We start from the raw sequence: 26,983 nt of genomic DNA on the forward strand, positions 1-26,983 counted from the left end.
ACCGGATAAATGCGAGCCAGACTGTTTTTAATTACGAACCATTAAAACTAGAAATTTCCGGCTCCTAGATTATCCCTCTCAACGCCAACAATCCGTTCTGAAAATAATATCCCGGATGCCCACGACTTTCATATCTTCTATTTTGTGACAGTAACGACAAGTCAATCAACTTTAGTTATACCCTTTTCAAAGATACTTGATTTTTCCTGAAATCAGAATCATCCTTAAATTAGTCATATAACTCACCAATCAATAATAAAAAGGAGGTATTTTTTCAATATTTAACAATTTAAATCAGTAAATTAACTTCATATCGTATCTTAGGCATTTTAAATAAACTCAAGAGGAAGCTGATTATGTGCCAAGCTTGCGTAGGAAAATTACTGGGAACAATAAGTGCTTTGCATCTTTGCGAACCACAAAGCTCGATAGATATAGATAAAGAAATTTCTGAGACATCTGCCACTGAAGCATCTGTTGTGATGCAGTGGCCTCCTCCTGACAAAAAAGCGGATATTATCTTCCACGCCAAACTTGAAGATGGTAGCCGCATCATCACTATGGACGAGAGTTATAATCTATACGAGGCATTAGCGATCGCAGACGGAAAAATTCTGGCCGTTGGTACCTTTCAAGATATAGAGAAACTGCAATCATACAAAACACGGATGGTCTGTCTGGAAGAAGGGCACACGCTTCTCCCTGGTTTTATCGATCCACATCAACACACACTTACAGGTTCGGTAATAAAAGAATTCTCCATCGATTGTGGCTATGCCGACACTCGCAAGACTAAAGATGAAGTACTAGAGTTCATACGAACTACAGCAAAGAACGCGCAGTCGAACGATTGGCTATTGTTCTCGCTATATGACAATCTTCGTCAGGGCGGTGACATTAAACACGGTGACCTTTCGATGTCGGACCTAAATGATTGTGCGCCACATAACCCGGTTTTTGTTTATTATATAAACATGCATACGGCAACAGCTAACCAGAAAGCATTTGACACGGTTGGTATTAATCCAGACCCAGAATACTACAAGAATCACCCCATTAAAGATGGTGGTCATTTCGGTACAAAGGATAATAAATATAACGGGATGGTCTATGAGGAAGGAGCAATAGAACTTTTCATTGTCCCCGCGTTACAGGCGCAAAATTTAAATGGGAGCAAAATAAGAAAAGCTATCATAGATTGGCTTGACTACAACGCAGAACTTGGCAATACAACTATTCATGAGGCTGGCGTGGTAGTTCCGCCCGGGGTTAAACTGCCTGAGTTGCTCAGCGAGTACGCAGAAGTAGTCGAAGGGGGTAATTGCCGTGCAAGTGTTAGCTTGATGTATGCTGATGATATGCAACCGCACGAGCTGGATAGTCTGTCTAAAAAATATGGTGTTGATTCAGCCGCGGTGCAGAAATCAGATGCTGCGATGACACTTTATGGGATGAAAATCGTAGGCGATGGCTCAAACCAAGCCAAGACAGCCGCTCAAACAAAGCCATACCTTGATAGTGTTCATTATGGGAAAGCTAATTACCACAAAGGAGAATTTATCTCAATGGTCAACAAGGTTGCAGAATACGGTTGGCCAGTTCTGATCCATTGTAACGGTGACAGGACTTTGGATCATGTCTTGGAGGCTATTACGCTAGGTTATGGGGAGGATGCGCATCCTCTTACTAACGCTAAATACATCAACCGCATTGAACATTGCACAATCACACGTTCTGAGCAGCTTGACACAATGAAAAATCTTGGCGTTCAACCAAGCTTTCTGATGAACCATGTCTACTATTATGGATCTGCATATAAAGATCAGTTGTTCGGGTTAGAACGCGCAAATCGGATGGACCCAACGCAAGAGTGTGTGGATAAAGGTATCCCTTTCTCGCTCCATACAGATGCACCCTGCTCTAACATTGGACCGCTTCAATTGGTACACGCGGCAGTTAACAGAAAATGCGATACGACCAATGAACTCATTGGCCCAGAGCAAAGAATTAGTCTGACTGAGGCATTACGTGCAGTTACCATTAACGCAGCTACTCATATCGGAAGAGCCGAACAAATTGGCTCTTTAGAGGTCGGGAAGTTCGCTGATCTGGTTATCCTTGCAAAAAATCCTTACGAGGTTGATTGTGACAAGCTCAAAGATATCGGAGTTTGTGAAACTTGGATTGGTGGAAAGAAAACGCAACCTAAGATCAAAGTCTGTGAGACTTTTACTAGTGGAAAGAAAACACAGTCGCATTCGTAATTACGTACAAAGAAACAGAAAACTGGTTACGTTTTAGATTGGGCACCAGCATACGTGCTGGTGCTCGGAATTGTATGTGGCTAAAGTCTCATCAATTTTTGCTATTTATTCCTCGCAATAGCATCGTCATTAATGGAGAGCATAAAAAACGATTAACCTAAACTAATGGAAGTTAATCAAAGGGGTAATTTAATAAAATCATAATCATTCCAACATTAAAAACTTAGCAATATAGAAACCGTCCCAAATTTATATAATTTAAATAGTAAACCATAACTTCTTTTAAAGATTAAATATCTACAATTTCTCGGCTTCTGGTATATTGCTTTTCGTTATTGGTTAGCGACTTCTGAGTTTGATGTTTTCACCTTTTGTTCTATAATGAAAAGTATGTTGTAACTAATTTTGTTATTGAAATGAGTAAATATTTATCAATTGAAGATTTGAATCGTTGTTTTCAACAACAAGTGAGTAAGTTGAAACAACTGGATGAACAATTAAATAGCTATTTTCTGTTAGCCGCTCATGTGTTTACTCTGCCTGATGTAGAAAAAGGCAGTGAACATGACCCTGTAACAGAAATAATTGTTAATGAAATGACCGATAACGACGCTCTAAATCTAGGGTTAAGTCATTACCAAAAGCTATTTATATATCACAACAATCAAAATATCAGCAGTAAAGCTGCCGTTCGCCTTCCCGGTGTACTCTGTTTTTCTGTAAATCAACAGCAATATCGCTCTGCTTTACTATTAATTGAGGAAATAAATAAGTTGAAAGCAGAACTTGAACATATCGTAACGGTGCAATCAGGGGTGGATAAAGAGCAACGATTTGAGTTCGTTCACAGTCAGTTACATGGCTTGATCACTTTAAACGCTTACAGAACCATCACTCCCCTTCTCAATCCTGATTCAGTTCGTTTTGGTTGGGCGAATAAAAATATCATTAATAAAGTTACAAAAGATCAAATTCTGCAACGTTTAGAAAAGAGTTATAACTCTGGGCGTGCTGTTTCCCCCTATTCTCGTGAACAATGGGCAGCATTAGTCGCCAAAGAAATTATCGATATAAAAAAATTGCCTGATGATGTGGTGTTAAAAATCAAGCGCCCAGTGAAAGTACAACCCATTGCGCGAGTCTGGTATGCGGAACAACAAAAACAAGTGCAATATGCTTGTCCCCTGCCAATAATTGCATTTTATGTTAACTATGGCGATAACCAACCAAAGATAGGGAGACTTGCTAACTATGATGCCAATGCCATAGTCCATCGCTATAAACCCAAAGCCAAACCACTGGAATTGGTTATTCCAAGGCTACATTTATATCGTGAGATTTAGTGCATAGTTATTTGTTTGATTCAAATAGCGACAAATGAATTAAAGCGGTGTTTATGCGAGTTTTTATACCAAGCCACAAAGTCCAGAGTAACCCATTTTGGCGAACAGTTGGTTTCCCATCAAGCAGTGGGCCACATCTGAATGCAATATTAAATGAAGAGTAGCGGTGGAAACCATAAACCTAATCCCACGTATTCCCGTTTAGTAAAGGCAAAAAATAATTTAAAGATCGGGAAATAAAAAACCGGAGCACTCGTCTCCGGTCAATTTTTCATGGCTAAACAACAATTATTTCAAGCTGCCAACCATATCTTCTGGACGAACCCAGTCATCAAACTCAGCTTCTGTCAGATAACCCAGTTTCATCGCCGACTGTTTCAATGTCAGCCCTTCTTTATGGGCTTTCTTGGCAATTTCGGCGGCTTTGTCATAACCGATATGTGTATTCAACGCCGTTACCAGCATCAGAGATTCATTCAGCAATTGAGTAATGCGATCGCGATTAGGTTCGATACCAACTGCACAATGTTCATTGAAGCTACGCATACCATCAGCCAACAAGCGAACAGATTGCAAAAAGTTATTAATCACCATTGGACGGAACACGTTTAGCTCAAAGTTGCCCGATGCACCACCAATATTAATAGCAACATCATTACCCATAACCTGAGCACAAAGCATAGTCACCGCTTCACACTGAGTTGGGTTAACTTTACCAGGCATGATTGAGCTACCGGGTTCATTTTCAGGAATTGAAATTTCACCGATGCCACAGCGAGGACCGGAAGCCAACCAACGAACATCGTTTGCAATCTTCATCATGGATGCAGCCAGACCTTTTAATGCGCCATGAGAATGAACCAAAGCATCACAAGTCGCCAGCGCTTCAAATTTATTTGGCGCAGTAACAAACGAATGGTTGGTCAGTTCAGCCAATTTCTGAGCAACACGAACCGCATATTCAGGATGAGTATTTAAACCGGTGCCAACCGCAGTTCCCCCTAGTGCCAGTTCACAAACATGGGGAATACTGTCTTCAATGTGTTTCAGGCTATGCGTTAACATTGCCGCCCAACCAGAAATTTCCTGACCAAGGGTCAATGGCGTCGCATCTTGCAAGTGGGTACGACCAATTTTAACGATATCCTTATAAGCTTCAGCTTTATCAGCTAATGTTTTTTGTAATATTTTCAGCTCAGGGATAAGGTGTTCACGCAGCGCGATAACAGCGGCAACATGCATTGCTGTTGGAAAAACATCGTTAGAACTCTGACTTTTATTTACATCATCGTTAGGATGGATAAGGCGTTCATTCCCCCTCACCCCGCCAAGGATCTCGCTACCACGGTTCGCCAACACTTCGTTCATGTTCATGTTACTTTGTGTTCCAGAACCGGTCTGCCAGATAGCAAGCGGAAATTCTGTCGGATGTTTACCTTCCAGCACTTCTTTCGCAGCGGCAATAATTGCTTCTCCACGTTCTTGCGGCAGAAGGCCCAAATCCATATTGACACTGGCCGCAGCCTGTTTGGTCAACGCCAGAGCATGAATTAATGCAACCGGCATTTTCTCCTGCGAAATGCGGAAATGCTCAAGTGAGCGTTGAGTTTGCGCTCCCCACAATTGGTCAGCAGGTACTTCGATAGGCCCCATTGAGTCTTTTTCAATGCGAGTGGCTGCCATTACTATCTCTCCTTAACACACAGAATAATCGAATATGCATATACCCGTCATCTTTCAAGTTGCCTCTTTGTTGGCTGCGCTCACTCACCCCGGTCACATAGTTACCTATGCTCCCGGGGATTCGCTCCCTTGCCGTCGCGAAGCATCTTGAAATCCATAGGGTATAATCAGTCTTTGCAGATAAACTGATTAACATTCTGCTATCATGCCACATATTAGTTCCTGATTATGCCAACCAAGTCGTATTTATCGTATTGTGGTAGAAAGGAAATAGATTGATTTTTTTAAAAAGAGAGTAACGGCCATGTTGAAGATGATAAATCAGATCCAGCACTATTCATGGGGAAGCAAAACTGCCCTGACGGATATTTATGGTGTTGAAAATCCAGATAATCTGCCAATGGCTGAATTATGGATGGGTGCCCATCCTAAAAGCAGTTCATTTGTAACCAATCCTGAAACAGGAAAACCAATCGCCTTAAATGAATTAATAGCCAATGATCCGGAAAAATATCTGGGGAAAAAAGTTTCAGATAGATTTCACCGTTTGCCTTTCCTATTTAAGGTATTGTGCGCGGCTCAACCTCTCTCAATTCAGGTTCACCCTGATAAAAAATCCGCAGAAGAGGGTTTTGCCAAAGAGAATATCGCCGGTATTCCATTGGATTCAACCGAAAGAAATTACAAAGATGATAACCATAAACCTGAATTGGTTTATGCCCTTACCCCTTTCCGGGCAATGAATGGATTCCGTCCATTAAACGAAATCGCGCAATTACTGGAATTCGTTATTGCGGCCCATCCCAAGATTCCGTACTTTATTCAAACACCAAATGAACAGAATCTTGCCTGCTTATTTTCCCAATTGCTTAATATGGGTGGTAAACAAAAGCAGTTAGCTCTTGGCGTATTAAAATCAGCGTTAAACAGTCGGCTCGGTGAACCTTGGGATTCCATCAAGAAAATGACGGCGTTTTATCCCGATGACAACGGCCTGTTTATTCCACTTTTACTTAATGTCGTCGAACTTGAACCTGGTCAAGCCATGTTTTTATGCGCTCGCACGCCTCACGCTTATCTGGAAGGGGTTGCTCTTGAAGTTATGGCAAATTCAGATAACGTCCTGCGAGCGGGTTTGACCAATAAATATATGGATATTCCTGAGTTAATGGCAAACCTTGATTTTGTATCAAAACCAACAGACACCTTATTTACGCTACCGGTACAGGAAAAAACAGCGAAAAACTTCCCTGTTCCAGTAGATGATTTTGCATTTTCTATTTATTCTCTATCAAAGCAGCCAATTACGCTGGATAACAATTCAGCATCGATTGTTTTTTGTGTTGAAGGTCAAACAGTTATACAATCTGGAGAACACCAATTAAGAATTTTCCCAGGTGAGTCAGTATTTATATCTGCTACCGAAAAGGCTGTGATTATTCAGGGTGATGGTTTTACCGCCCAGGTTTTTAATTAATAATGCCAATCTGGGCCTGAAACTTATTCACAGGCCGTTAAGCACTGCTTAAATTCCAAGTGATGCTAACGGCCGTTTTTATACTAGAGGGCACATATTACTTACTACAAAGTATGTGCTAAAAGGATGGATTTCCATTATGAAAAAATCGTTAGTGGCCGTAGGCATTATTGTTGCTTTAGGAGCAGCTTGGACTGGGGCTTCATGGTATACAGGCAAGCAGATTGAACAACGTATAGATCAATCTATTTCCCGCGCTAATGCTGAAATGAAAAAAGCTTTTCCTGAAACAGGTCTGATGTTACAGAGTAAAGATTTCCACCGTGGCGTGTTCAGTTCTGACGTCCGCCTCATTTTGACAGTTAAAGATGGCGTTGGAAACACAGAAATTAAACCAGGTGAAGAGATTTCAATTAAGTCTGTGATTGATCACGGCCCTTTCCCACTTGCACAAGTGAAAAAACTAACCTTAATTCCTAGTATGGCTTCTGTTCATTCCGAACTGGAGAATAATGAAGCTTTAAAACCACTGTTTGAAATCACTAAAGGAAAATCGCTGTTTACTTCTGATTCACGTGTCAGTTATCGTGGTTCTGTTATTTCTGATGTTGATATCATTCCTATCGATTTTGAAAAAAATGGTGCTAAGTTCAATTTTTCCGGCGCCAAACTGACTTCCGATCTCAGCCGTGATCTGAAAGAGATATCACTGGCAATCAAGAGTGACCAGTTAGCCATCAATAAAAATGACGAAAATTTCCTTGTCAAAGGTATTGATTTAAACCTGTCCAATAAAAAAGGCAAATTTGATATCTATGTTGGCGATCAAAGCATTGAAATTCAGGAAATCAGCCTAAAAGGTATCGGCAATGAAGATATGATGCTTTCCGGTGTTAAAATAGATTCAAATATTGGTGAAGATGAAACTAATCTAAAAGGGAAAATCACTTACAGTTTAGATGGTCTCAAGATGAGAAATATTGATTTTGGTTCTGGTAAGTTTGTAATTACTGCGGATCGTCTGGATGGTGAAGCCGTTCGTCAGTTTACTCAAGCCTACAATGATGCAGCCGCCAAATCACTCTCTTCTGGCGATCTCTCTTCCGATGCGGCAGATACCGCCATTATTGACGCGGTATTGTCTAACCTGCCTATTTTGCTGAAAAATAATCCACAATTTGGTATCGAACCATTAACCTGGAAAAATGCCAAAGGTGAAAGCACCATTAATTACCACGTGAGTTTGAAGAACTTACCGAAAGATAAAAGTAGCTTATATTCAATGAAGACAGAAGAAGCTATTCGTACTTTAATTCAGAACATGTCTCTGAATGTCACATTACCAAGACCTATGATGATTGAGTTTTCCACTCAGTCAATGATCATGAATGGCATGGATAAAGCAAAGGCTGAACAGAATGCTGAACAACAGATAAATCAGTTTGAACAATTAGGACAACTGTTTAAAATTACCACAGTTGATAAAGATGCTATCAGCATTAAGTTTAACTATGCAGATGGTAATGTAGAAATGAACGGTAAGAAAATGCCTTTACATCAGTTCCTGTCTGAATACTATTTATCCGACGACTCTTCTGATGATGACGAAGCACCAGAGCAAACAATGCCAGAAAGCGACACCCACGACAGCGGAAAAGAGAAAACAGAAGGTACTGTGCAACCTGCGCAATAAAACGCGTTTATAGACATCTTGTTAAATTGCCAGTCAACGCATGTGACTGGCATTTTTATATAAAAAAGGACTGGAATGTGATTGACATAAAACTCCCACTGACAGATTTACACCGCCACCTTGATGGAAATATCCGGCCGGAGACTATCTTAGATCTTGCCAATCAGCATAATATTCAGCTTCCAGCAAATGATCTGGAATCACTACGCCCTCACGTACAAATTATTGAAAATGAGCCGAGTTTAGTAAGCTTTTTGCAAAAACTTGATTGGGGGGTGGCAGTACTGGCTGATTTAGATGCTTGCCGTCGTGTTGCAATTGAAAATGTTGAAGATGCCATCAATACTGGACTCGACTATGCTGAATTACGTTTTTCCCCTTATTACATGGCGATGAACCACAAATTGCCGGTTGAAGGGGTCGTTGAGGCAATTATTGATGGTATCCATTCTGCCCGTAAAAATAACGATATTGATATTCGTCTTATCGGAATTTTAAGCAGAACTTTTGGTGAACAAGCCTGTACTCAAGAATTAGCTGCCCTGCTAGCCCATCGCCAACATATTACTGCATTGGATCTGGCCGGTGACGAGTTAGGTTTTCCCGGTCATCTTTTTCAATCTCATTTTATCAAAGCCCGTGATGCTGGCTGGCACATAACCATCCATGCCGGCGAAGCCGCCGGCGCTGAAAGTATTTGGCAAGCCATTCGTGAATTAGGCGCGACTCGTATTGGTCATGGGGTAAAAGCCATTACCGATCCCGGATTGATGGATTATTTGGTTGAAAATCGTATTGGTATTGAAGCCTGTTTAACTTCAAACCTTCAAACCAGCACCGTCAATTCTTTATTGGACCATCCACTCAAACGATTCCTGGAAAAAGGGATTCTTGCTTCCATTAATACCGATGATCCAGCAGTTGAAGGCATCGACATCCGTCATGAATATGAAATTGCCGCCCCTGCCGCAGGTTTATCTATCGCGCAAATTCGCCAGGCTCAGATAAATGGGCTGGAAACCGCTTTTATCAGTGATGCAGAAAAACAGGCATTACGCATGAAAGCGGCGAGTCGCTAAATACAAATAGTTCAGGAATGGAATCTCCCATTCCTGATTATGGTTAATATTTGAAATATAATGTACAAATATGTAGTTCGTATAGTGCTGAATATGGACGTCACCGCAATATATACCCTATGGATTTCAAGCTGCATCGCGACGGCAAGGGAGTGAATCCCCGGGAGCATAGCAAACTATGTGACCGGGGTGAGCGAGTGCAGCCAACAAAGAGGCAGCTTGAAAGATGACGGGTATAAACGCGGTAATAGCTACATGATAGGTTCTAGTCGATTTTAGTAGATTTTTTGGTAGTTTTGACCTTATGATTTATCTATCAAAACACGTTAGGGGTTCTGGAATATGTCCGTATTGGATGGAGCAACAGCAGTAATAATTTGGCTATTTATGATTTACGTATTGTATTTCAGTTATTTCTGGTATTTCTCTGTTCCGTTAGGCTTATTTTTTGTATTCATGACAGTTAAAACGGCTAAAGCAGTAAAAATTAAATTTTTATGTGCTGGATTAGCGTTGTTTTTTTTAATTGCGCCAATTGCTGCATTACTAAAATACAGGGAAATTTTTTATTTGTAGTAATTTGATAGAGAGACGAACAGCAATTTTCAACACCTGCGATAGCAACGTTAATCATATTAACGATCCTTTTCGTTAGTGTTTTTTGAAATTATCACATCATTTAATTTAAATATATCCTCTTCTTTTATAAGCCAATCTGTCATTTCGTTACTATACTTCTCAGAAATATAATTTTTATTTTCTAAATTGGTTTTATAGTTTACATCATCATTTTCTGGATGAGACAGATGTACACCTTCTATCCCCTCAAACAAATGAAATTGAGAATTAGCTTTATGAAGCCGGAAACCAAGATCAATATCTTCACCACCCCATGATTTAAACTGTTCATCAAAACAGCCCACTTTTTCAAATAGTTTTTTTTCTACACTAAATATTGTTCCCCATAAAAAAACCCAGGGTGCAGGCATGGAGAATAATTTATAATTGAATCTCGCATACGAACTTTGGCGAATATCTTTTCCAACACCTAATTCTTTCATCCTTTTAATTGTACTGTCTACATCATCTAGGTCAACTTTTAGATCCCACTTATTTTCAGAGTATAGACCGTATACATTTCCAATCGAAACTGATTGTGGGTTAGAACTATGGAACTTGATCACACTCTTAACGAAATAGCTTGGCAAAAGTACGTCAGCGTCAATAAAAGCTAACAGTTCTCCTTTTGCATTCTTAGCTCCAATATTTCTCGCTCGGGCTACACGGAAACCTTCGTCAGGTACATATATATACTTGAGTTTATAGCTATAAACTCGTTTAGTAACAGCGAGACAAGTTTCATCGCTAGAACCATCATCTACAACTATTACTTCGAAGTCACTAAAGTCCGCGCTTTGCTTGTTTAATAAAGAGAGCAAAGACATTAGGCTTTCTTTTTTGTTATAAGAAGGGATGATTATACTTAGAGTCATAAGTTCCTTATTCCTTAATCTTAATTTTTATTTCAAGAATCTTGGTTTCTATCTCTTATTTCAAGCGCATGTTTACTATTGATAGGTTATAGGACTACCTTTGCCTTTGAGGAAACCAAGCTTGCGCTTAGGTTTATCTTCTCTATATGAGATGACTTTAACCAATTCATGACCATTCTTGGCGATCACTACAGGCTCATCAGTGCGAACGACTTCCTGGATAATTCTGGACAGGTTAATTTTCGCATCGTAGATGTTAACCTTTTCCATAAAATGACCTCTTTTTGTACATATTTTAAACATAACCATTTTTATTGGTCTAGTCAATTTGGTTAGACTAATTTATTTTATTTAAAAATAAGATATTACTCACAAAAATCACACAAACATAAATCTTATTTATAATAAACAAGATTCTCATCTATAATATATAGAGTTCTAGAACTATTATTTTCCTATCAACATAACTGATTATTTACGTTTGTTTAAGGAGATGAATATGCCAGCAGCACAAGCTTACGCCCCACCTGGTTTTTGGGGACCTTGGGTTGATTTACAAGGATGGTCTAGTACTACTCATAATATTAGATATACTTTTGTAACAGAATCACAGATGCCATCCGCTTTTTCTGTTGAGATACAATATGTAGATCAGCCGGGGCCAAAAACTATACACGCTACAGGCCCAGGTGATTGCATGATACATGGAGGAGGAGCGGGAATAGACAGAATAAGATGTAAAAGCTTTTCTACAGGACAAAATGTTATTGTCACTTGGGATTAGTAACAATATACTACTAATAGCCTTACTTAATTTTTAAGTGGGCTATATGTGGTTCTTAAATATGACAGGTTCGAAATTATGAAAAATATATTTGTTATTATGATGTTCCTATCCGCAATAACTGGATGTTCCGATAAAAACAATCTAAATAGGCTAATTCAAACGAAAGAAGGGTTAAAATTTGAATTTCTATCCGGTGAAAAATTTATCTTAACCCAAGAGTGTACAGATCAAATTAATTATTTAGGATCACATGACGGAATGAATAATGAGTTATCATTAGTAGTGAAAAAAGATAAGCCATGTTTTCCTCGATTTAATGCTCTAATCAATAAAAACATTGGGACCAAAATGACAGTATCATTTAACGGTATTCCTATGTTCACAACGACTATTCAAACCTCTTTATCTCCTTCGTTTAGAATGGGGGCAAATGATAAAAGACAAGCCATTGGTATTGTGAACACACTAAAAAATTAGATGGGTTGCCATAAGTAGTTTTCAAAATAGTAGAGCACAGGGACTCAACCCAATTTTTACGATCTGATGAAAGTGCTTTGCCAGCTATTTACATATCTATTTCCGTCTTAACCTCCGCGCATAACGTTGCGCTAATACTGCGCACACCATCAACTGAATTTGATGAAAAATCATCAACGGCAACAACATTACACCAACCGTCGCAGCAGGGAATAAAACATTTGCCATTGGCACACCATTAGCCAAGCTCTTTTTCGAACCACAAAAGACAATCGTAATTTCGTCTTCTTTATTAAAACCCAACCAACGAGCGGTATAGGTATTAATCATCAATACAATTGCCAGCATAATGCAGCAAATAATCCCAATCATCAGTAGCGAATAACCATCAATCTTATGCCAAATACCTTCTACAACCGCCTCACTAAAAGCCACATAAACCACTAAAAGAATTGATGACCGGTCAGTCATATTGACCAACTTTTTATGTTTCTCCACCCAACCGGCAATTAATGGCCGTGACAAATGCCCGATAATAAAAGGAACCATCAATTGAAGGACGATAGATTTTATTGCTGCCAATGTATCGGGGCTGCCTTCTCCCTGCGTATGGATCATCAGTCCGACTAATATTGGCGACAAAAACACGCCCAAAATACTGGATGCCGAAGCACTGCAAATAGCAGCGGCAACATTACCACCAGCAACTGAGGTAAAAGCAATAGCTGACTGAACTGTAGCCGGTAATGCGCAAAGATAAAGGAATCCCCAATAAATCGTTGGGGTCATAATTTCGGGCACTAGCAAATTCAATCCTAATCCGATGATCGGAAATAAGACAAAAGTACTGAGAAAAACAACTAAATGAAGCCGCCAATGCCCCATACCGGCAATAATAGCTTGACGAGATAATTTGGCTCCATGCATAAAGAACAGTAGAGCAATAGCCGCAGTGGTTAGCCGTTGAAATCCTACTTTTATTTCACCTTCGCAAGGAAAGAATGTCGCAATAACGACTACCGTCACTAATACCATCAAAAAAGGATCTATTTTTAATCTTTGCCACCAAGTCATTTATCATTTTCCTTGCTCTGCAAATAATTAGCCCGGCAATCCAGGCTAAGTAGTAAATTAAAAAGTCACAACAAGATAGTAAGTTTAAATTTCCACTGTACGTTGTTGTTCTGCCGACTGAATACCGGCTTCAATTAATTTCATAATTTGAATTGCTTCACTTGCCGTGACTGGATTAGGTTTACCTAGCGTAATCGCATCACGGATAGCAGCATAATAAGCAGAATAATTACCAGGCAAAGTCGGTACATGTTCAGTCACTAACTCCTCTCCACTTAACAGTGTCATAACACCGTCACGAATATCATATCCCCAATCAGCATGCGGAGGCTTTTCTCCTGCTTTCAATCGCTCTTCCTGAGGATCAAGACCATATTTTACATAACTGCCTGCCATACCATGCAACGTATAAACAGCAGATTCAGCTGCCGCTACGGTTGTTGCATGAAGGACTACTTTGATATCTGGATAATTCAACAACACGTGGAAATAATCTATCGCTTCCGCTTGTGGGCGAATCATCCCCAAATCAGCCGTAATAGATTGCGGTTTACCAAATAGTTGAACCGCTTGATCGAGTAAGTGAGGACCTAAATCATACCAAATACCACTTCCTTGCCCCGCCGCTTCACGCCACCTTTGACGTATAACAGGACGATAACGATCAAAATGGGATGCGAAATATTTTAATTTGCCCAGACGATTCTCTTTAATTAACGATTTTATCGTCAGGAAACCGGAATCCCAACGGCGGTTATGAAATACAGAAAGTAATAAACCCGCCTTTTCTGCCTGCTCTTTTAAAGATTCAGCTTGTTCAACGGTGATGGTAAATGGTTTATCCACCACAACATGCTTACCCGCAGCCAATGCCTTCTGTGCCAGGGGATAATGCGTATCATTAGGTGTCGGAATAACGATTAAGTCAATGTCGGGATCATTAAAAAGATCCTCATGGCAGGATACCACCGGAATATTTGGCCAATCTGATTTCACTTTTTCAGCATCACTACTGGAAATGGCGGCCAATTTAACACCAGCAGTGCCGGCAATTAACGGTGCATGGAACGTTTTACTCGCATAACCATACCCCACCAACCCAACCTTTAACAGCTCACGCATAACAGCCCCTCAAACTCATTAATAATATGCAGCAATTCAGCATCCGTAAAAAATATCATCGCTGATGACCGTTGCGCAAATTATCTCTGAATCTACCCTTGAAGATCTTTCAACCAATCTATTCCTACAACCTATTTCCTAAGTCATCAGAATCGCCTATTATTCTTTTTTCGTATAGCTTCAAGTGGAATGATTTATGTATCAAACCAATGATTACCACCGAATTAATGGTTGGATTCTGGCTCCGGCAGCTTATCTGATGATGACCTTTCTCAGTGCCAGTATAATGCTTGCCTTATATATTGTGGCATTTTTTAGCCAAAACAATGCATTGAGTGCCGGGAATAATCACTTTACTTTAATGTGGTTTCTTTCTGTTGCCATTACTGCGGTAATGTGGTGTTACACCCTATGGGTATTGAAACTGCTTTTCATTCGATCAAAAAGATTCCCGCAAATTTTTATTATTTGGCTTATTGTTACCATATTAATTGCATTGAAAACTTTCGCTTTCTCCCCTATTCCTGATCAAATGGCTTTACGCGCATTAGCATGGCCACTATTGGCAACCGCTATTTTCGTCCCCTACATTAAACGCTCTCATCGAGTCAAAATGACTTTCACACAAGATCGATAACCTCAACTTTCTTTGGTTGTTATCATTAACAATAGATTGCCCCTGGTAAGACAAGGGCATACTTATAATTTAATAAAAAGTCAACAAACTCATTTTCAGGCACAGCAATGACTGACTATTTTCTTTTATTTGTTGGAACCGTATTGGTTAACAATTTTGTCTTGGTGAAATTCCTTGGCTTATGCCCTTTTATGGGCGTATCTAAAAAGCTGGAAACTGCCATCGGAATGGGATTTGCAACAACATTCGTTATGACACTGGCCTCTGTATGTTCATGGCTGGTGAATACCTTTATTTTATTACCACTGGATTTAATCTATTTGCGTACCCTGAGTTTTATTCTTGTTATTGCGGTGGTGGTGCAATTCACCGAGCTTGTTGTACGCAAAACCAGCCCGACGTTATACCGGTTATTGGGTATTTTCCTGCCGTTGATTACGACTAACTGTGCTGTACTTGGTGTGGCGCTGCTGAATATCAATCAATCACACGATTTTTTACAATCCGCTATCTATGGTTTCGGTGCTGCCGCCGGTTTCTCTCTTGTTATGGTACTGTTTGCCGCTATTCGTGAACGTCTGGCTGTTGCTGATGTCCCCGCCCCTTTCAAGGGGTCATCTATTGGTCTTATCACTGCGGGTTTAATGTCCTTGGCTTTTATGGGCTTTAGTGGTTTGGTGAAGTTCTGATGACATCATTATGGATTGCTATTGGTGCACTCAGTGCACTAGGGTTAATTTTTGGGTTAATCCTGGGGTTTGCTGCCCGCCGCTTTCAGGTGGAAGAAGACCCTATTGTTGAAAACATTGATGATATTCTGCCGCAAAGCCAGTGTGGGCAATGTGGTTATCCTGGTTGTCGCCCGTATGCTGAAGCCATAGCGAATAATGGTGAGATGATTAACAAATGCGCACCCGGTGGTGAACAAGCTATGCTGAAAATTTCAGAGCTGCTCGGTGTCGATCCACAACCATTAGATGGCGATGCAAGCGTACAAAATCCAGCCCGCAAAGTCGCCTTTATCGATGAAGAGAATTGCATCGGCTGCACCAAATGTATTCAAGCCTGTCCCGTAGACGCTATTGTCGGCGCTACCCGTGCCATGCATACCGTTGTTGAAGACTTATGTACCGGTTGTGACCTGTGCGTTGCTCCTTGCCCAACAGACTGCATTACGATGCTCCCTGTAGCCACAACCACTGCTAATTGGAAATGGGATTTAAAAACCATTCCCATTAAAAATATTACTGTTCAGCCATCGCACGCCGTTTCCGCCAACAGTATCCCAGTTAAAAATATTGAGGCTGAACATCATGTTTAACTTATTCAATTTACTCAATAAAAACAAAATCTGGGATTTTGCCGGTGGTATTCATCCACCTGAAATGAAACTGCAATCCAGCCAGACTCCTTTACGCATCGCGCCACTGCCGGAAGAGTTAATCATCCCATTGCAACAACATTTGGGTACGCAAGGCGAGTTGCTGGTTAAAGCGGGTGATAAGGTGCTTAAAGGCCAACCTTTAACATTTGGTATTGGTCGCACGGTACCGGTTCATGCATCAACTTCCGGCACCATCATTGCCATTGAACCGTGTATTACCGCGCACCCATCCGGGTTGAAAGAGTTATGTGTTCGTTTGCGCCCTGATGGCGCCGACCAATGGTGTACACGCATTCAGACACTGGATTATCAATCACTAGATACAGAGACAATCCTGAACCGAATCCATCAGGCAGGTATCGCAGGTTTAGGCGGAGCCGGCTTTCCGACCGCCGCTAAACTGCAAAGCGGTCGGCATGGCCTTAAGACGTTGATCATTAACGCGGCAGAATGCGAACCTTATATTACCGCGGATGACCGTCTGATGCAGGAACATGCTGGCGAACTTATTGAGGGCGTTCGTATTCTGGAACATCTGCTTAAACCGGAACAGATCCTGATTGGTATCGAAGATAATAAGCCAGAAGCAATAAGAGAACTTAAAACCGCGCTAAAAGGTGATAAATCGATTATCGTCCGGGTTATCCCGACCAAATATCCTTCCGGCGGCGCTAAACAACTGACCAAAATCCTGACAGGTAAAGAAGTTCCATCCGGCGGCCGTTCCTCCGCTATCGGCGTGCTGATGCAGAACGTAGGCACAGTGGTTGCAATCAAGCGTGCCATTATCGATGGAGAACCTTTGATTGAGCGAGTCGTTACGCTTACTGGAGAAGCAGTTACCTCACCGGGTAACTTCTGGGCGCGGCTCGGTACTCCGGTACAATTTCTTCTCCAGTTAGCCGGATTTGAACCACAATCAGAACAAATGGTCATTATGGGCGGCCCTTTAATGGGATTCACGCTGCCCGACCTCAACGTACCCATCGTCAAAATCAGTAACTGTATTCTGGCGCCATCCCATCAGGAAATAGATTCAAATACAGCGGAAGAGGCTTGTATTCGTTGTGGATTATGTGTGGAAGCCTGCCCTGCCAGTTTACTGCCGCAACAACTCTATTGGTTCAGTCGTGGACAAGAGCACGAAAAGGCCAGAGATCACAATCTGTTCGACTGTATTGAGTGCGGCGCCTGTGCTTATGTCTGTCCAAGTAATATTCCTCTGGTGCAATATTATCGCCAGGAGAAAGCTGAAATTCGGGCCTTGGATCAGGAAAACCGCCGTTCAACGGAAGCCAAAATTCGTTTCGAAGCTAAACAAGCCCGTATGGAACGAGAAAAATTGTCCCGTGAAGAACGACACAAAAAATCGGCCGTTCAAATTGATAATAAAGATAAAAGTGCTGTACAAGATGCACTTTCCCGGGTGAAGGAAAAACAGGCTGACGCAGGTAAAGTTGTTGCTATAGAACCGGGGCAAGTACCCGATAATTCCGCAGTAATAGCGGCTCGTCAGGCAAGAAAAGAGCAACTTCGCGCTCGTCAGGCGGAAAAACAGGCGGCTGAAAATATTAATATTGCTCCATCTGAACCAACAAGTGCGGAAGATCCACGCAAAGCCGCATTAGCAGCAGCGATTGCCAGAGCTAAAGCAAAGAAAGCAGCTCAAAATCAGGAAGTAGCGCCATCACTGGAAACAAAAGAATCTGAAACTACCGCTAGTGAACCTCGTAAAGATGCGGTCGCGGCCGCTATTGCTCGTGTCAAGGCCAAGAAGGCTCAGACTCAGCAATCAACTGAAACTCAGGCAGAAATATCGCCAGCGGAAGACACTGATCCGCGTAAAGCTGCCGTCGCGGCTGCTATTGCTCGTGTTAAAGCCAAGAAAGCACAAACTCATCAATTAGCTGAAACTCAGGCAGAAACACCGCCAATAGAAGAAACTGATCCGCGTAAAGCGGCAATTGCTGCCGCCATCGCCAGGGTTAAGGCCAAAAAAGGCACTCAGGAACAACAGAAAGTTTCAATAGAATAGTGATTGTTATAAATGAAATTCAGACCCGTTCAAACTGACAATAAAAAACTAAAAGTCGCAAGTTCGCCTTTTACACACAACCAGCAAAATACCAGCCGTATTATGCTGTGGGTTGTGCTGGCAGCGATACCCGGTATCGCGGTACAAACTTACTTCTTTAGTTACGGTACCTTGTTCCAGATCCTGCTTGCGGTGATTACCGCTCTGCTTGCGGAATCATTTGCCCTGTCTTTGCGTAAACAGGCAGTTATGCCTCGTTTGCAGGATAATTCTGCGTTACTGACCGGCTTACTTTTAGGGATCAGCCTTCCTCCGCTGGCTCCCTGGTGGCTGATTGTATTAGGAACGGTCTTTGCTGTGATTATTGCCAAACACCTCTATGGCGGTCTTGGTCAAAACCCATTCAACCCGGCAATGGTCGGTTATGTCGTGCTGCTAATATCATTCCCAGTACAAATGACCAGTTGGTTGCCTCCTATGGATTTACTGGCAACACAAATCACACCGCTAGACTGCCTGATGGTGATCTTCACCGGCCATACCCCCGATGGAACAACATTACAGCAGTTGCAACAAGGTTTCGACGGGATTAGTCAGGCCACACCGCTGGATAGTTTCAAAACCGGTTTATTGACTCACAATATTGATGACGTTCTTCGCCAACCCATATTACAAGGATCTCTGGCTGGTATTGGCTGGCAATGGGTCAACATTGCTTATCTTGTTGGCGGGCTGATTCTACTGAACAGAAAAGTGATAACCTGGCAAATTCCTGTAGCATTTATCCTAGTATTAGGCTTATGCGCACTCACAAGCTGGTTGATTGATCCATCTCGTTATTCGCCGCCATTATTACAACTGTTTTCCGGTGCAACCATGCTAGGCGCATTCTTTATTGCAACCGATCCCGTTAGTGCTTCTACAACCCCCAAAGGTCGTTTGGTGTTTGGCGCCATGATTGGCCTGTTAGTTTGGGTTATCCGTGTTTATGGTGGTTATCCTGATGCCATAGCATTTGCGGTTTTACTGGCGAATATCACCGTGCCACTCATTGACCATTACACCCAACCCCGCGTTTACGGGCATAAATAAGGAGCCGTTATGTTAGAAACCATGCGACGTCACGGCATCACACTCGCCATTTTTGCTGCAATTACCACCGGATTGACGGCTATCGTGAATTCTCTCACCAAAAGTACTATTGCAGAACAGGCCACATTACAACACAAATCGCTGCTTGATCAGGTTATTCCGCCTGTCCTGTATGACAACGATATACAAAACGAATGCTATCTAGTTAATGCGGATGCTCTGGGCAATAACTTACCTCATCGTCTCTATCTGGCGCGTAAAAATGGTCAGCCTGTAGCAGCCGCACTGGAAAGTACTGCACCGGATGGTTATTCCGGCGCTATTCAATTACTGATTGGGGCTGATTTCTCAGGAAAAGTGCTTGGTGTACGGGTTACAGAACATCATGAAACCCCAGGGCTAGGGGATAAAATTGAAACCCGGATTTCAGACTGGATTAATGTCTTCTCAGGGAAAACCATCACCTCTAATCATGACCGGCACTGGGCGGTGAAAAAAGATGGCGGTAAGTTTGATCAATTTACCGGCGCCACTATTACCCCACGCGCCGTGGTAAACTCAGTCAAACGGACTGCGCTTTATTTACAGACCATACCTGAACATCTCTCTTCTCTAGAATCCTGTGGAGAAAAATCATGAGTGAAACCAAAAACTTATTTATCCAAGGGCTATGGAAAAATAACTCCGCTTTAGTACAACTGCTAGGATTGTGCCCACTGTTAGCCGTCTCTTCCACTGCAACCAACGCGCTTGGTTTAGGGCTGGCAACGACACTGGTTCTAGTCTGTACCAACATTGCAGTTTCCAGTTTGCGTCGTTGGGTACCCAATGAGATCCGTATTCCAATTTATGTTATGATCATCGCTTCGGTTGTAAGTACTGTACAGATGTTGATTAACGCCTATGCTTTTGGCCTGTATGAATCATTAGGGATTTTCATTCCACTGATTGTGACTAACTGTATTGTTATCGGTCGTGCTGAAGCTTACGCCGCGAAAAACCCAATTATGCCTTCTGCGATTGATGGCTTAGCTATGGGATTAGGAGCCACTTTTGCGCTGTTTGTTCTCGGTGCTATTAGAGAAGTTCTTGGCAATGGAACCCTATTTGATGGCGCTGATTTACTTCTGGGCAACTGGGCTAAGGTATTACGAATAGAAATCGTTCATATGGATTCCCCTTTCCTGTTAGCGATCTTACCACCTGGCGCTTTTATCGGTTTGGGATTAATGCTGGCAGCGAAATATCTTATTGATGAAAAAATGAAAACCAGAGCAATAAAAGAAAAAAGCAGTACAATAACAATGTCGCAAGGATCGGAGAATTCCATTTGATATGAACAAACAGAAACGTATCGAAATTCTAACGCGTTTACGGGATAACAACCCAAAGCCAACAACTGAATTAGTTTTCACAACGCCATTTGAGTTACTTATTTCAGTATTGCTTTCAGCGCAAGCAACAGATGTAAGTGTTAACAAAGCCACTGCGAAACTCTATCCAGTAGCAAATACGCCTCAGGCAATTCTAAATCTGGGTGTAGACGGGTTGAAAGAGTATATAAAAACTATCGGTCTTTATAACACCAAAGCGGAAAACACAATTAAGACTTGCCGAATATTGCTGGAAAAGCATGCTGGCGAAGTTCCCGAAGATCGCGCTGCATTGGAAGCATTGCCAGGTGTTGGCCGTAAGACAGCCAATGTGGTATTAAACACCGCTTTCGGCTGGCCGACTATTGCGGTCGATACCCATATTTTTCGCGTTTGTAACCGTACTCAATTCGCGCCCGGTAAAAATGTCGATGAAGTCGAAAATAAATTACTGCAAGTCGTTCCGGCCGAATTTAAAGTTGATTGTCATCATTGGCTTATTTTACATGGTCGTTATACCTGCATAGCTCGTAAACCTCGTTGTGGCTCCTGTATTATTGAAGATCTATGTGAATTTAAAGAAAAAATTTACCCTGAGTAACTATTGTAATTTTCATTGCAATTTCCATACTGTCTTGCGCTATTTTGCAGATGTTGCTTGCTCGACACCGCCAATTCGCGTAAAACTGTTATTCCAAAAACTATCTGATAATAACCCTCTAACTTTCTCCGCGGATATTATGTTTCAAAACAACCCGCTGCTTGCACAGCTAAAACAGCAACTTCATTCCCAAACACTTCGAGTAGAAGGTTTGGTCAAAGGTACCGAAAAAGGATTCGGATTCTTAGAAGTCGATGGGCAAAAAAGCTATTTCATTCCCCCCCCACACATGAAAAAAGTTATGCATGGCGATCGAGTCACTGCCGCTATTCATACTGATAAAGAAAGAGAGATCGCCGAACCAGAAACATTGGTCGAACCATTTCTAAATCGCTTCGTTGGCCGTATCCAGAAAAAAGAAAACGATAACCGTTTATGGATCGTTCCTGATCACCCACTGTTAAAAGATGCTATCCCTTGTCGGCCAGCCAATCAGGTCACACATCCATTTCAGCATGGTGATTGGGCCGTCGCTGAAATGCGCCATCACCCACTGAAAGGCAGCCGTGGGTTTCATGCGGAAATTACCGGCTATATTACTGAGAGTAGCGATCACTACGCCCCTTGGTGGGTAACACTAACTCGCCATAATCTGGAACGTGATGCTCCCACCATGACTGCCGATTGCCAGATGAACGATGGCGATCTTGAGCGCATTGACTTAACGTCACTGGATTTTGTCACTATCGACAGTGCAACCACGGAAGACATGGACGATGCTTTGCATATCGTTAAGCAAGATGATGGCAGCCTGAAACTCAGTATCGCCATCGCTGATCCAACCGCTTATATCGCGGCTAACAGCGAACTGGATCAAATCGCCCATCAACGTGCTTTCACTAACTACCTGCCGGGTTTTAACATTCCTATGCTGCCGCGCGATCTGTCAGAAAATTTATGCTCTCTGCGCCCTAACGCCCGCCGTCCGGCATTGGTTTGTCAGGTTTCCATTCTGGAAGATGGTCAACTGGGTGATGATATTGCGTTTTTCTCTACCTGGGTTGAATCAAAAGCTAAACTGGTTTACGACGAAGTTTCCGACTGGCTGGAAGAAACAGGAACCTGGAAACCTTCTTCTGAGGCAATTGGAACTCAAATCACTCTCCTGAAAGAAATGAGTGATCGCCGTAACCAATGGCGCCACCAAAACGCGCTTATTTTCAAAGATCGTCCTGACTACCGCTTCATCCTTGACGATAATGGTTATGTACTGGATATCGTGGTAGAACAACGTCGTACAGCCAACCGTATTGTTGAAGAAGCGATGATCACTTCTAACCTGTGCGCCGCAAAAATCCTGCGCGATAAATTAGGTTTTGGTATTTACAATGTCCATATGGGTTTTGAGCCGCTGCAAATTGAACAAGTGGTTGAATTACTGCAAGAAAATGGTATAGATGCCAATACAGAAGAGTTGTTGACCTTAAACGGCTTCTGCAAATTACGCCGTGAATTGGATAAACAACCAACACAATTCCTTGATAGTCGCATTCGTCGTTTCCAGACTTTCGCAGAAATTAAACCTGAACCCGGTCCTCATTTTGGTCTCGGTTTTGAGGCTTACGCCACCTGGACATCACCGATCCGTAAATACAGCGATATGATTAACCATCGCTTACTAAAAGCGATTATTCAAAAAACGGATGTGGAACAACCCTCAGAAGAAACCTGTTTGCAACTGGCCGAACGTCGCAGATTGAATCGTATGGCCGAACGTGATGTAGGAGATTGGCTATACGCACGCTTCCTGCACTCCCATGCAGGAACAGAGCAACGCTTTACTGCGGAAATCATTGATATTACCCGTGGCGGTTTACGTGTTCGCTTGGTCGATAACGGCGCCGTAGCCTTTATACCGGCACCATTCCTGCATGCCGTGCGTGACGAACTGCAATGCAGCCAAGAGACCGGCACAGTGATTATCAAAGGTGAAACCGCTTACCAATTGAACGACATTATTGATGTTCGTATCGAAGAAGTCAGAATGGAAACGCGTAATATTGTCGCCCGCCCTGTGGCCTAACTATTCTCATAACACCTTCTCTGCGTCAAACTACAGCGATTAAGCTGTAGTTTGTTATTAAACATCCGCACTAAAAGGGAAGAATTACATCACATTCTATTCTGCGCGGGGCGTCACTATATTGAACCAGAATGGGAAACTATCCAGCGTATCAAGGAACTCATTAAACTTAGCGCGCTCTCCCTTAATTTTCACATTCCGTTTTTTTACCTCATTATCAAATTCTTCTTTACCCAAGTGAATTTTATCCAGAGTGGCTTTGGTTAACGTCAATGTGACATCGGCCTGCGCCACCTGTTTACCCGTATAATTCAGTACCCCATTTTCCACGGTCAGTGTATAGCGCTTATTGAGATCGGTAAGATTAATGTTCATCACCAATTTCTTACTAGCAGCTTTAGGTCCATTCAACCGCACTGCCAGATAATCAAATAACATCTCCGGTGATATGGCACGAATCGTATCCGGGCTGCTAGTACTCAGACCGCCAGATTTTGGCACACCATGACGTAGTTCCGATGCACCTTGCAAATAGATCGAACGCCAGGAATTTGATTCAGATTGATAACCTAATTGCTCATAGGTTTTAGCCAGTAATGCCTTCCCTGCCATACTATCGGGGTTAGCAAAAACAACATGCTTAAGCACTTGCGCTACCCAACGGTATCCTCCTTTATCAAAATCAGCCTGCGCTCGTTTTATCAATGCAGCTTCACCTCCCATATATTCCACATATTTAATCGCAGCAGGTTTCGGCGGCAGATTATTCAAATCAGAAGGATTTCCACTGTACCACCCCATATAGAACTGATAAACCGCACGAACGTTATGACTCAGTGCGCCATGATAGCCACGGTTGGGAAAATAATGTGCAAGCTCTGATGGCAATCTGAGCATCTCAGAAATTTCTTCACCCGTGTAACCTTTATTCATCAGATTCACTGTTTGGTCGTGAATATATTTGTATAAATCGCGTTGCTTTTTGAAATAATCCACCACACGCTCTTTACCCCACATCGGCCATTGGTGGCTCTGAAATTTTACCTCTACCTGATCCCCATATAATTCAATGACTTGATCAATATATTTCGACCAGGCTAAAGCATCGCGTACTTGGACACCCCGCAACGACAAAATATTATGCATGGTATTCGTCGTATTTTCCGCCATCCACATCGCTTTCCACTGCGGAAACCATATATTCATTTCTGCGGGAGCTTCTGTGCCGGGCGTCACCTGAAATACCATATCCACACCATCAACCGTCATTTTTTCGCCCGTAAGTTTGATAGTACGTGTTGGCGGGATTAACGTTACCGTTCCAGTCGCCAATTCTGGACTCAATCCCGTTCCTACATGCCCCTGTGGAGTACGCGGCAACAAAGAACCAAACATATAAACAGCCCGACGGCTCATTGCATTACCGGCGATCACCTTCTCGCTAGCAGCCTGTTCCATAAAACCTTCTGGCGCAATAACTTGCACTTTTCCGGCTTTAACATCATCCTCGTTGACAATACCGCGCACACCACCGTAATGATCAATGTGAGAATGGCTGTAAATCACACTCACTATCGGCCTTTTACCCAAGTGTTTACTGACCAACTCATAGGCTACTTTTGCTGTTTCCGCGGATGTAGCTGGATCTAAAACAATCCACCCAGTATTTCCTGCAACAAAAGTAATATTAGATACGTCATAACCACGTACTTGATAAATATGATCGGTCACTTTAAACAGCCCATATTCCATATTCAGTTGGGCATTACGCCATAAGCTGGGGTTAACCGTGTCTGGCGCAGGTGTTTTATCCGTAATAAATTTACGATAACTATCGAGATCTAATATAACTTTACCTTTATCATCACGAATAATCAGAGAATCCGGCCTGGCGATCAGACCTCGTTTCGCATCATCAAAATCAGATTTATCGTCGAATGGCAAAGTTGATGCCATTTCGGCATTAACTTGTTTAGTGATTTCCGTTGCAGGAAGGGAAAGTTTATCTTGACTCAATGATGAAGAGCTAAAAATGGAAAACGATATTGCCGTTGAAATAGCTAGAAAAAATTTGTAATTCATCAAGTTATATTCCTTTAGATATATTTAACTATCAAATAAAACATAATCTTATCGATAACATCTAAACGATATGCATCATAACTCAATCACAACAGATAATGAGAAACTCATTTCCTGAACCTCCCATTATTGAAATAAAACATCCCGCAAAATTAAATCTTACAAAAATAGGCATAACTACATGTTAATAAATAACTTTATTGAAAATTGCTCATTGTCCTCATGTCAAAAATTATAACACAATATTTATTCACCCTTTGCTAAAAAAATATAACAATATGATTGAGAAACAATTTACATGGAAATTGTTTTTATAATTAATAATTACATACATCAATAATTAATATTTAAAACTAACAAACGTTGATTATAATTTACCGTGATCATTACTCTGATCTTAGATTCACCAAATAACGTTCCTATGTAAAAAGTTCCTCTATAAATAGTAACCAAGGCAAAACAGGTTAGTGCGGTAGCTATTGTCTACAATCAAAACAAAGCAATAATCATGCTTAACATGTAATACACATGAAAAATAAAGGAAATAACTATGACCATAACAACAGAACAAATTGCTGTTGACTATCCAATACCAACTTATCGATTTGTTGTCTCCGTTGGTGATGAACAAATCCCTTTCAACAGCGTTTCGGGACTGGACATTACTTATGATGTCATCGAGTACAAAGATGGCACCGGTAATTACTATAAAATGCCGGGCCAGCGTCAACTGATCAATATTACGCTGCGTAAAGGGGTATTCCCTGGCGATACCAAACTTTTTGACTGGCTTAATTCCATTCAGCTTAATCAGGTTGAGAAAAAAGACGTTTCAATTAGCCTGACCAATGAAGCCGGTACCGAAATTTTAATGAGCTGGAGCGTAGCAAATGCATTCCCAACTTCATTAACTTCCCCCTCTTTTGATGCCACCAGCAATGATATCGCCGTTCAAGAAATAAAACTTACCGCAGACCGAGTAACCATTCAGGCTGCTTAAAGTATCACGATGACTGATATATCAGACGGGACAAAATGATGCTCAAAATTGGCATAACTGCCACCCGTCCAACTAAATTCACCATCCTACAGTTCACATATACCCTATAGATTTCAAGATGCATCGCGGCGGCAAGGGAGCGAATCCCCGGGAGCATAGATAACTATGTGACCGGGGTGAGTGAGTGCAGCCAACAAAGAAGCA

At 41.8% G+C, this 26,983-nt stretch carries 24 protein-coding genes and 1 pseudogene; 19 read left to right on the plus strand and 6 right to left on the minus strand.

Annotation, left to right across the window (positions count from 1 at the left end):
• Nucleotides 1-356: 356 nt before the first annotated feature.
• The 3 genes and pseudogenes from BA1DRAFT_RS03750 to BA1DRAFT_RS23705 form a co-directional block, all read left to right on the plus strand.
• Complete coding sequence (locus BA1DRAFT_RS03750) at nt 357-2,264, plus strand: amidohydrolase (RefSeq protein ID WP_036776150.1); 1,908 nt, start codon at nt 357-359, stop codon at nt 2,262-2,264.
• Nucleotides 2,265-2,680: 416 nt separating this feature from the next.
• A complete protein-coding gene (gene tus / locus BA1DRAFT_RS03755; RefSeq protein WP_036776151.1) occupies nt 2,681-3,607 on the plus strand; it encodes a DNA replication terminus site-binding protein in 927 nt (308 codons plus the stop codon).
• A 53-nt stretch (nt 3,608-3,660) separates the two neighbouring features.
• Nucleotides 3,661-3,765 (plus strand): annotated as a pseudogene (locus BA1DRAFT_RS23705) (toxin-antitoxin system antitoxin component); the annotation flags it as partial.
• 130 nt (nt 3,766-3,895) lie between these two features.
• Here the strand turns inward: BA1DRAFT_RS23705 and fumC are convergent.
• Nucleotides 3,896-5,290 carry a class II fumarate hydratase gene (gene fumC / locus BA1DRAFT_RS03760; protein WP_036776152.1) on the minus strand — a complete coding sequence of 465 codons (1,395 nt, stop codon included), beginning with the start codon at nt 5,288-5,290 and terminating at the stop codon, nt 3,896-3,898.
• A 304-nt stretch (nt 5,291-5,594) separates the two neighbouring features.
• Between fumC and manA the strand changes: the two genes are divergently transcribed.
• The 4 genes from manA (at nt 5,595) to BA1DRAFT_RS03780 (ending at nt 10,115) form a co-directional block, all read left to right on the plus strand.
• Complete coding sequence (gene manA / locus BA1DRAFT_RS03765) at nt 5,595-6,767, plus strand: mannose-6-phosphate isomerase (protein ID WP_036776153.1); 1,173 nt, start codon at nt 5,595-5,597, stop codon at nt 6,765-6,767.
• Between the two features lie 139 nt (nt 6,768-6,906).
• Nucleotides 6,907-8,460, plus strand: a complete 1,554-nt coding sequence (locus BA1DRAFT_RS03770) for a YdgA family protein (RefSeq protein ID WP_036776154.1) — start codon at nt 6,907-6,909, stop codon at nt 8,458-8,460.
• A 77-nt stretch (nt 8,461-8,537) separates the two neighbouring features.
• Nucleotides 8,538-9,539, plus strand: a complete 1,002-nt coding sequence (gene add / locus BA1DRAFT_RS03775; RefSeq protein ID WP_036776155.1) for an adenosine deaminase — start codon at nt 8,538-8,540, stop codon at nt 9,537-9,539.
• Nucleotides 9,540-9,881: 342 nt separating this feature from the next.
• Nucleotides 9,882-10,115, plus strand: a complete 234-nt coding sequence (locus tag BA1DRAFT_RS03780; protein ID WP_036776156.1) for a hypothetical protein — start codon at nt 9,882-9,884, stop codon at nt 10,113-10,115.
• A gap of 59 nt (nt 10,116-10,174) precedes the next feature.
• Here the strand turns inward: BA1DRAFT_RS03780 and BA1DRAFT_RS03785 are convergent, their stop codons facing one another.
• Both BA1DRAFT_RS03785 and BA1DRAFT_RS03790 read right to left on the minus strand, forming a co-directional pair.
• Entirely contained in the window at nt 10,175-11,032 is an 858-nt protein-coding gene (locus BA1DRAFT_RS03785) for a glycosyltransferase (protein ID WP_036776157.1), read from the minus strand.
• A gap of 75 nt (nt 11,033-11,107) precedes the next feature.
• Nucleotides 11,108-11,302, minus strand: a complete 195-nt coding sequence (locus BA1DRAFT_RS03790) for a type II toxin-antitoxin system Phd/YefM family antitoxin (RefSeq protein WP_051560642.1) — start codon at nt 11,300-11,302, stop codon at nt 11,108-11,110.
• A gap of 229 nt (nt 11,303-11,531) precedes the next feature.
• Here BA1DRAFT_RS03790 and BA1DRAFT_RS03795 point away from each other — a divergent pair, with 229 nt between their 5' ends.
• Both BA1DRAFT_RS03795 and BA1DRAFT_RS03800 read left to right on the plus strand, forming a co-directional pair.
• A complete protein-coding gene (locus BA1DRAFT_RS03795) occupies nt 11,532-11,816 on the plus strand; it encodes a colicin Z C-terminal domain-related protein (RefSeq protein ID WP_036776158.1) in 285 nt (94 codons plus the stop codon).
• Nucleotides 11,817-11,894: 78 nt separating this feature from the next.
• Nucleotides 11,895-12,296: a hypothetical protein gene (locus BA1DRAFT_RS03800; protein WP_036776159.1), complete on the plus strand. Its 402-nt coding sequence runs from the start codon at nt 11,895-11,897 to the stop codon at nt 12,294-12,296.
• Nucleotides 12,297-12,392: 96 nt separating this feature from the next.
• Here BA1DRAFT_RS03800 and BA1DRAFT_RS03805 read toward each other — a convergent pair whose 3' ends face one another.
• Nucleotides 12,393-13,370 carry a bile acid:sodium symporter family protein gene (locus BA1DRAFT_RS03805; protein ID WP_036776161.1) on the minus strand — a complete coding sequence of 326 codons (978 nt, stop codon included), beginning with the start codon at nt 13,368-13,370 and terminating at the stop codon, nt 12,393-12,395.
• A gap of 84 nt (nt 13,371-13,454) precedes the next feature.
• Nucleotides 13,455-14,492 carry an oxidoreductase gene (locus tag BA1DRAFT_RS03810; protein ID WP_036776162.1) on the minus strand — a complete coding sequence of 346 codons (1,038 nt, stop codon included), beginning with the start codon at nt 14,490-14,492 and terminating at the stop codon, nt 13,455-13,457.
• Between the two features lie 196 nt (nt 14,493-14,688).
• Here BA1DRAFT_RS03810 and BA1DRAFT_RS03815 point away from each other — a divergent pair, with 196 nt between their 5' ends.
• From BA1DRAFT_RS03815 to BA1DRAFT_RS03855, 9 genes are all read left to right on the plus strand, one after another.
• On the plus strand, nt 14,689-15,129 hold the full coding sequence (locus BA1DRAFT_RS03815; protein ID WP_036776165.1) for a DUF2569 domain-containing protein: 441 nt from the start codon (nt 14,689-14,691) through the stop codon (nt 15,127-15,129).
• A 107-nt stretch (nt 15,130-15,236) separates the two neighbouring features.
• Entirely contained in the window at nt 15,237-15,818 is a 582-nt protein-coding gene (rsxA, locus tag BA1DRAFT_RS03820; RefSeq protein WP_011146612.1) for an electron transport complex subunit RsxA, read from the plus strand.
• Nucleotides 15,818-16,450 carry an electron transport complex subunit RsxB gene (gene rsxB, locus BA1DRAFT_RS03825; protein WP_036776166.1) on the plus strand — a complete coding sequence of 211 codons (633 nt, stop codon included), beginning with the start codon at nt 15,818-15,820 and terminating at the stop codon, nt 16,448-16,450. Before rsxA ends, rsxB begins: the two co-directional genes overlap by 1 nt.
• Complete coding sequence (gene rsxC, locus BA1DRAFT_RS03830) at nt 16,443-18,548, plus strand: electron transport complex subunit RsxC (protein ID WP_036776169.1); 2,106 nt, start codon at nt 16,443-16,445, stop codon at nt 18,546-18,548. The genes rsxB and rsxC overlap by 8 nt, the downstream gene beginning before the upstream one ends.
• Before the next feature lie 12 nt (nt 18,549-18,560).
• Nucleotides 18,561-19,640 carry an electron transport complex subunit RsxD gene (gene rsxD / locus BA1DRAFT_RS03835; RefSeq protein WP_036776170.1) on the plus strand — a complete coding sequence of 360 codons (1,080 nt, stop codon included), beginning with the start codon at nt 18,561-18,563 and terminating at the stop codon, nt 19,638-19,640.
• Nucleotides 19,641-19,649: 9 nt separating this feature from the next.
• Complete coding sequence (gene rsxG / locus BA1DRAFT_RS03840; RefSeq protein WP_036776173.1) at nt 19,650-20,279, plus strand: electron transport complex subunit RsxG; 630 nt, start codon at nt 19,650-19,652, stop codon at nt 20,277-20,279.
• Nucleotides 20,276-20,974, plus strand: coding sequence for an electron transport complex subunit E (locus tag BA1DRAFT_RS03845; RefSeq protein WP_036776175.1), 699 nt, complete (start codon nt 20,276-20,278; stop codon nt 20,972-20,974). Before rsxG ends, BA1DRAFT_RS03845 begins: the two co-directional genes overlap by 4 nt.
• 1 nt (nt 20,975) lies before the next feature.
• Nucleotides 20,976-21,614, plus strand: a complete 639-nt coding sequence (gene nth / locus BA1DRAFT_RS03850) for an endonuclease III (protein WP_036776177.1) — start codon at nt 20,976-20,978, stop codon at nt 21,612-21,614.
• A 139-nt stretch (nt 21,615-21,753) separates the two neighbouring features.
• The gene (locus BA1DRAFT_RS03855) at nt 21,754-23,697 is read left to right on the plus strand and encodes an exoribonuclease II (protein ID WP_036776208.1); all 1,944 of its coding nucleotides are present in this window, start codon (nt 21,754-21,756) and stop codon (nt 23,695-23,697) included.
• Nucleotides 23,698-23,793: 96 nt separating this feature from the next.
• Here the strand turns inward: BA1DRAFT_RS03855 and BA1DRAFT_RS03860 are convergent, their stop codons facing one another.
• A complete protein-coding gene (locus BA1DRAFT_RS03860; protein WP_036776179.1) occupies nt 23,794-25,779 on the minus strand; it encodes an alkyl/aryl-sulfatase in 1,986 nt (661 codons plus the stop codon).
• A 550-nt stretch (nt 25,780-26,329) separates the two neighbouring features.
• On the opposite strand from BA1DRAFT_RS03860, the gene BA1DRAFT_RS03865 reads away from it, so the two are divergent.
• Nucleotides 26,330-26,779, plus strand: a complete 450-nt coding sequence (locus tag BA1DRAFT_RS03865; protein ID WP_036776181.1) for a phage tail protein — start codon at nt 26,330-26,332, stop codon at nt 26,777-26,779.
• Nucleotides 26,780-26,983 lie beyond the last annotated feature (204 nt).

Origin of the sequence: Photorhabdus aegyptia, from assembly GCF_000612035.1 — a bacterium.
Lineage (GTDB): Bacteria > Pseudomonadota > Gammaproteobacteria > Enterobacterales > Enterobacteriaceae > Photorhabdus > Photorhabdus akhurstii.

Coding starts and splice junctions, on each gene's coding strand:
- rsxB (WP_036776166.1), top strand. CDS start 15,818: ATGACATCATTATGGATTGCTATTGGTGCACTCAGTGCACTAGGGTTA.
- BA1DRAFT_RS03750 (WP_036776150.1), top strand. CDS start 357: ATGTGCCAAGCTTGCGTAGGAAAATTACTGGGAACAATAAGTGCTTTG.
- BA1DRAFT_RS03810 (WP_036776162.1), bottom strand. CDS start 14,492: ATGCGTGAGCTGTTAAAGGTTGGGTTGGTGGGGTATGGTTATGCGAGT.
- BA1DRAFT_RS03855 (WP_036776208.1), top strand. CDS start 21,754: ATGTTTCAAAACAACCCGCTGCTTGCACAGCTAAAACAGCAACTTCAT.
- rsxC (WP_036776169.1), top strand. CDS start 16,443: ATGTTTAACTTATTCAATTTACTCAATAAAAACAAAATCTGGGATTTT.
- BA1DRAFT_RS03815 (WP_036776165.1), top strand. CDS start 14,689: ATGTATCAAACCAATGATTACCACCGAATTAATGGTTGGATTCTGGCT.
- BA1DRAFT_RS03790 (WP_051560642.1), bottom strand. CDS start 11,302: ATGGAAAAGGTTAACATCTACGATGCGAAAATTAACCTGTCCAGAATT.
- rsxA (WP_011146612.1), top strand. CDS start 15,237: ATGACTGACTATTTTCTTTTATTTGTTGGAACCGTATTGGTTAACAAT.
- BA1DRAFT_RS03785 (WP_036776157.1), bottom strand. CDS start 11,032: ATGACTCTAAGTATAATCATCCCTTCTTATAACAAAAAAGAAAGCCTA.
- BA1DRAFT_RS03780 (WP_036776156.1), top strand. CDS start 9,882: ATGTCCGTATTGGATGGAGCAACAGCAGTAATAATTTGGCTATTTATG.
- BA1DRAFT_RS03860 (WP_036776179.1), bottom strand. CDS start 25,779: ATGAATTACAAATTTTTTCTAGCTATTTCAACGGCAATATCGTTTTCC.
- rsxG (WP_036776173.1), top strand. CDS start 19,650: ATGTTAGAAACCATGCGACGTCACGGCATCACACTCGCCATTTTTGCT.
- tus (WP_036776151.1), top strand. CDS start 2,681: ATGAGTAAATATTTATCAATTGAAGATTTGAATCGTTGTTTTCAACAA.
- BA1DRAFT_RS03800 (WP_036776159.1), top strand. CDS start 11,895: ATGAAAAATATATTTGTTATTATGATGTTCCTATCCGCAATAACTGGA.
- BA1DRAFT_RS03865 (WP_036776181.1), top strand. CDS start 26,330: ATGACCATAACAACAGAACAAATTGCTGTTGACTATCCAATACCAACT.
- nth (WP_036776177.1), top strand. CDS start 20,976: ATGAACAAACAGAAACGTATCGAAATTCTAACGCGTTTACGGGATAAC.
- fumC (WP_036776152.1), bottom strand. CDS start 5,290: ATGGCAGCCACTCGCATTGAAAAAGACTCAATGGGGCCTATCGAAGTA.
- BA1DRAFT_RS03770 (WP_036776154.1), top strand. CDS start 6,907: ATGAAAAAATCGTTAGTGGCCGTAGGCATTATTGTTGCTTTAGGAGCA.
- BA1DRAFT_RS03795 (WP_036776158.1), top strand. CDS start 11,532: ATGCCAGCAGCACAAGCTTACGCCCCACCTGGTTTTTGGGGACCTTGG.
- BA1DRAFT_RS03845 (WP_036776175.1), top strand. CDS start 20,276: ATGAGTGAAACCAAAAACTTATTTATCCAAGGGCTATGGAAAAATAAC.
- BA1DRAFT_RS03805 (WP_036776161.1), bottom strand. CDS start 13,370: ATGACTTGGTGGCAAAGATTAAAAATAGATCCTTTTTTGATGGTATTA.
- rsxD (WP_036776170.1), top strand. CDS start 18,561: ATGAAATTCAGACCCGTTCAAACTGACAATAAAAAACTAAAAGTCGCA.
- manA (WP_036776153.1), top strand. CDS start 5,595: ATGTTGAAGATGATAAATCAGATCCAGCACTATTCATGGGGAAGCAAA.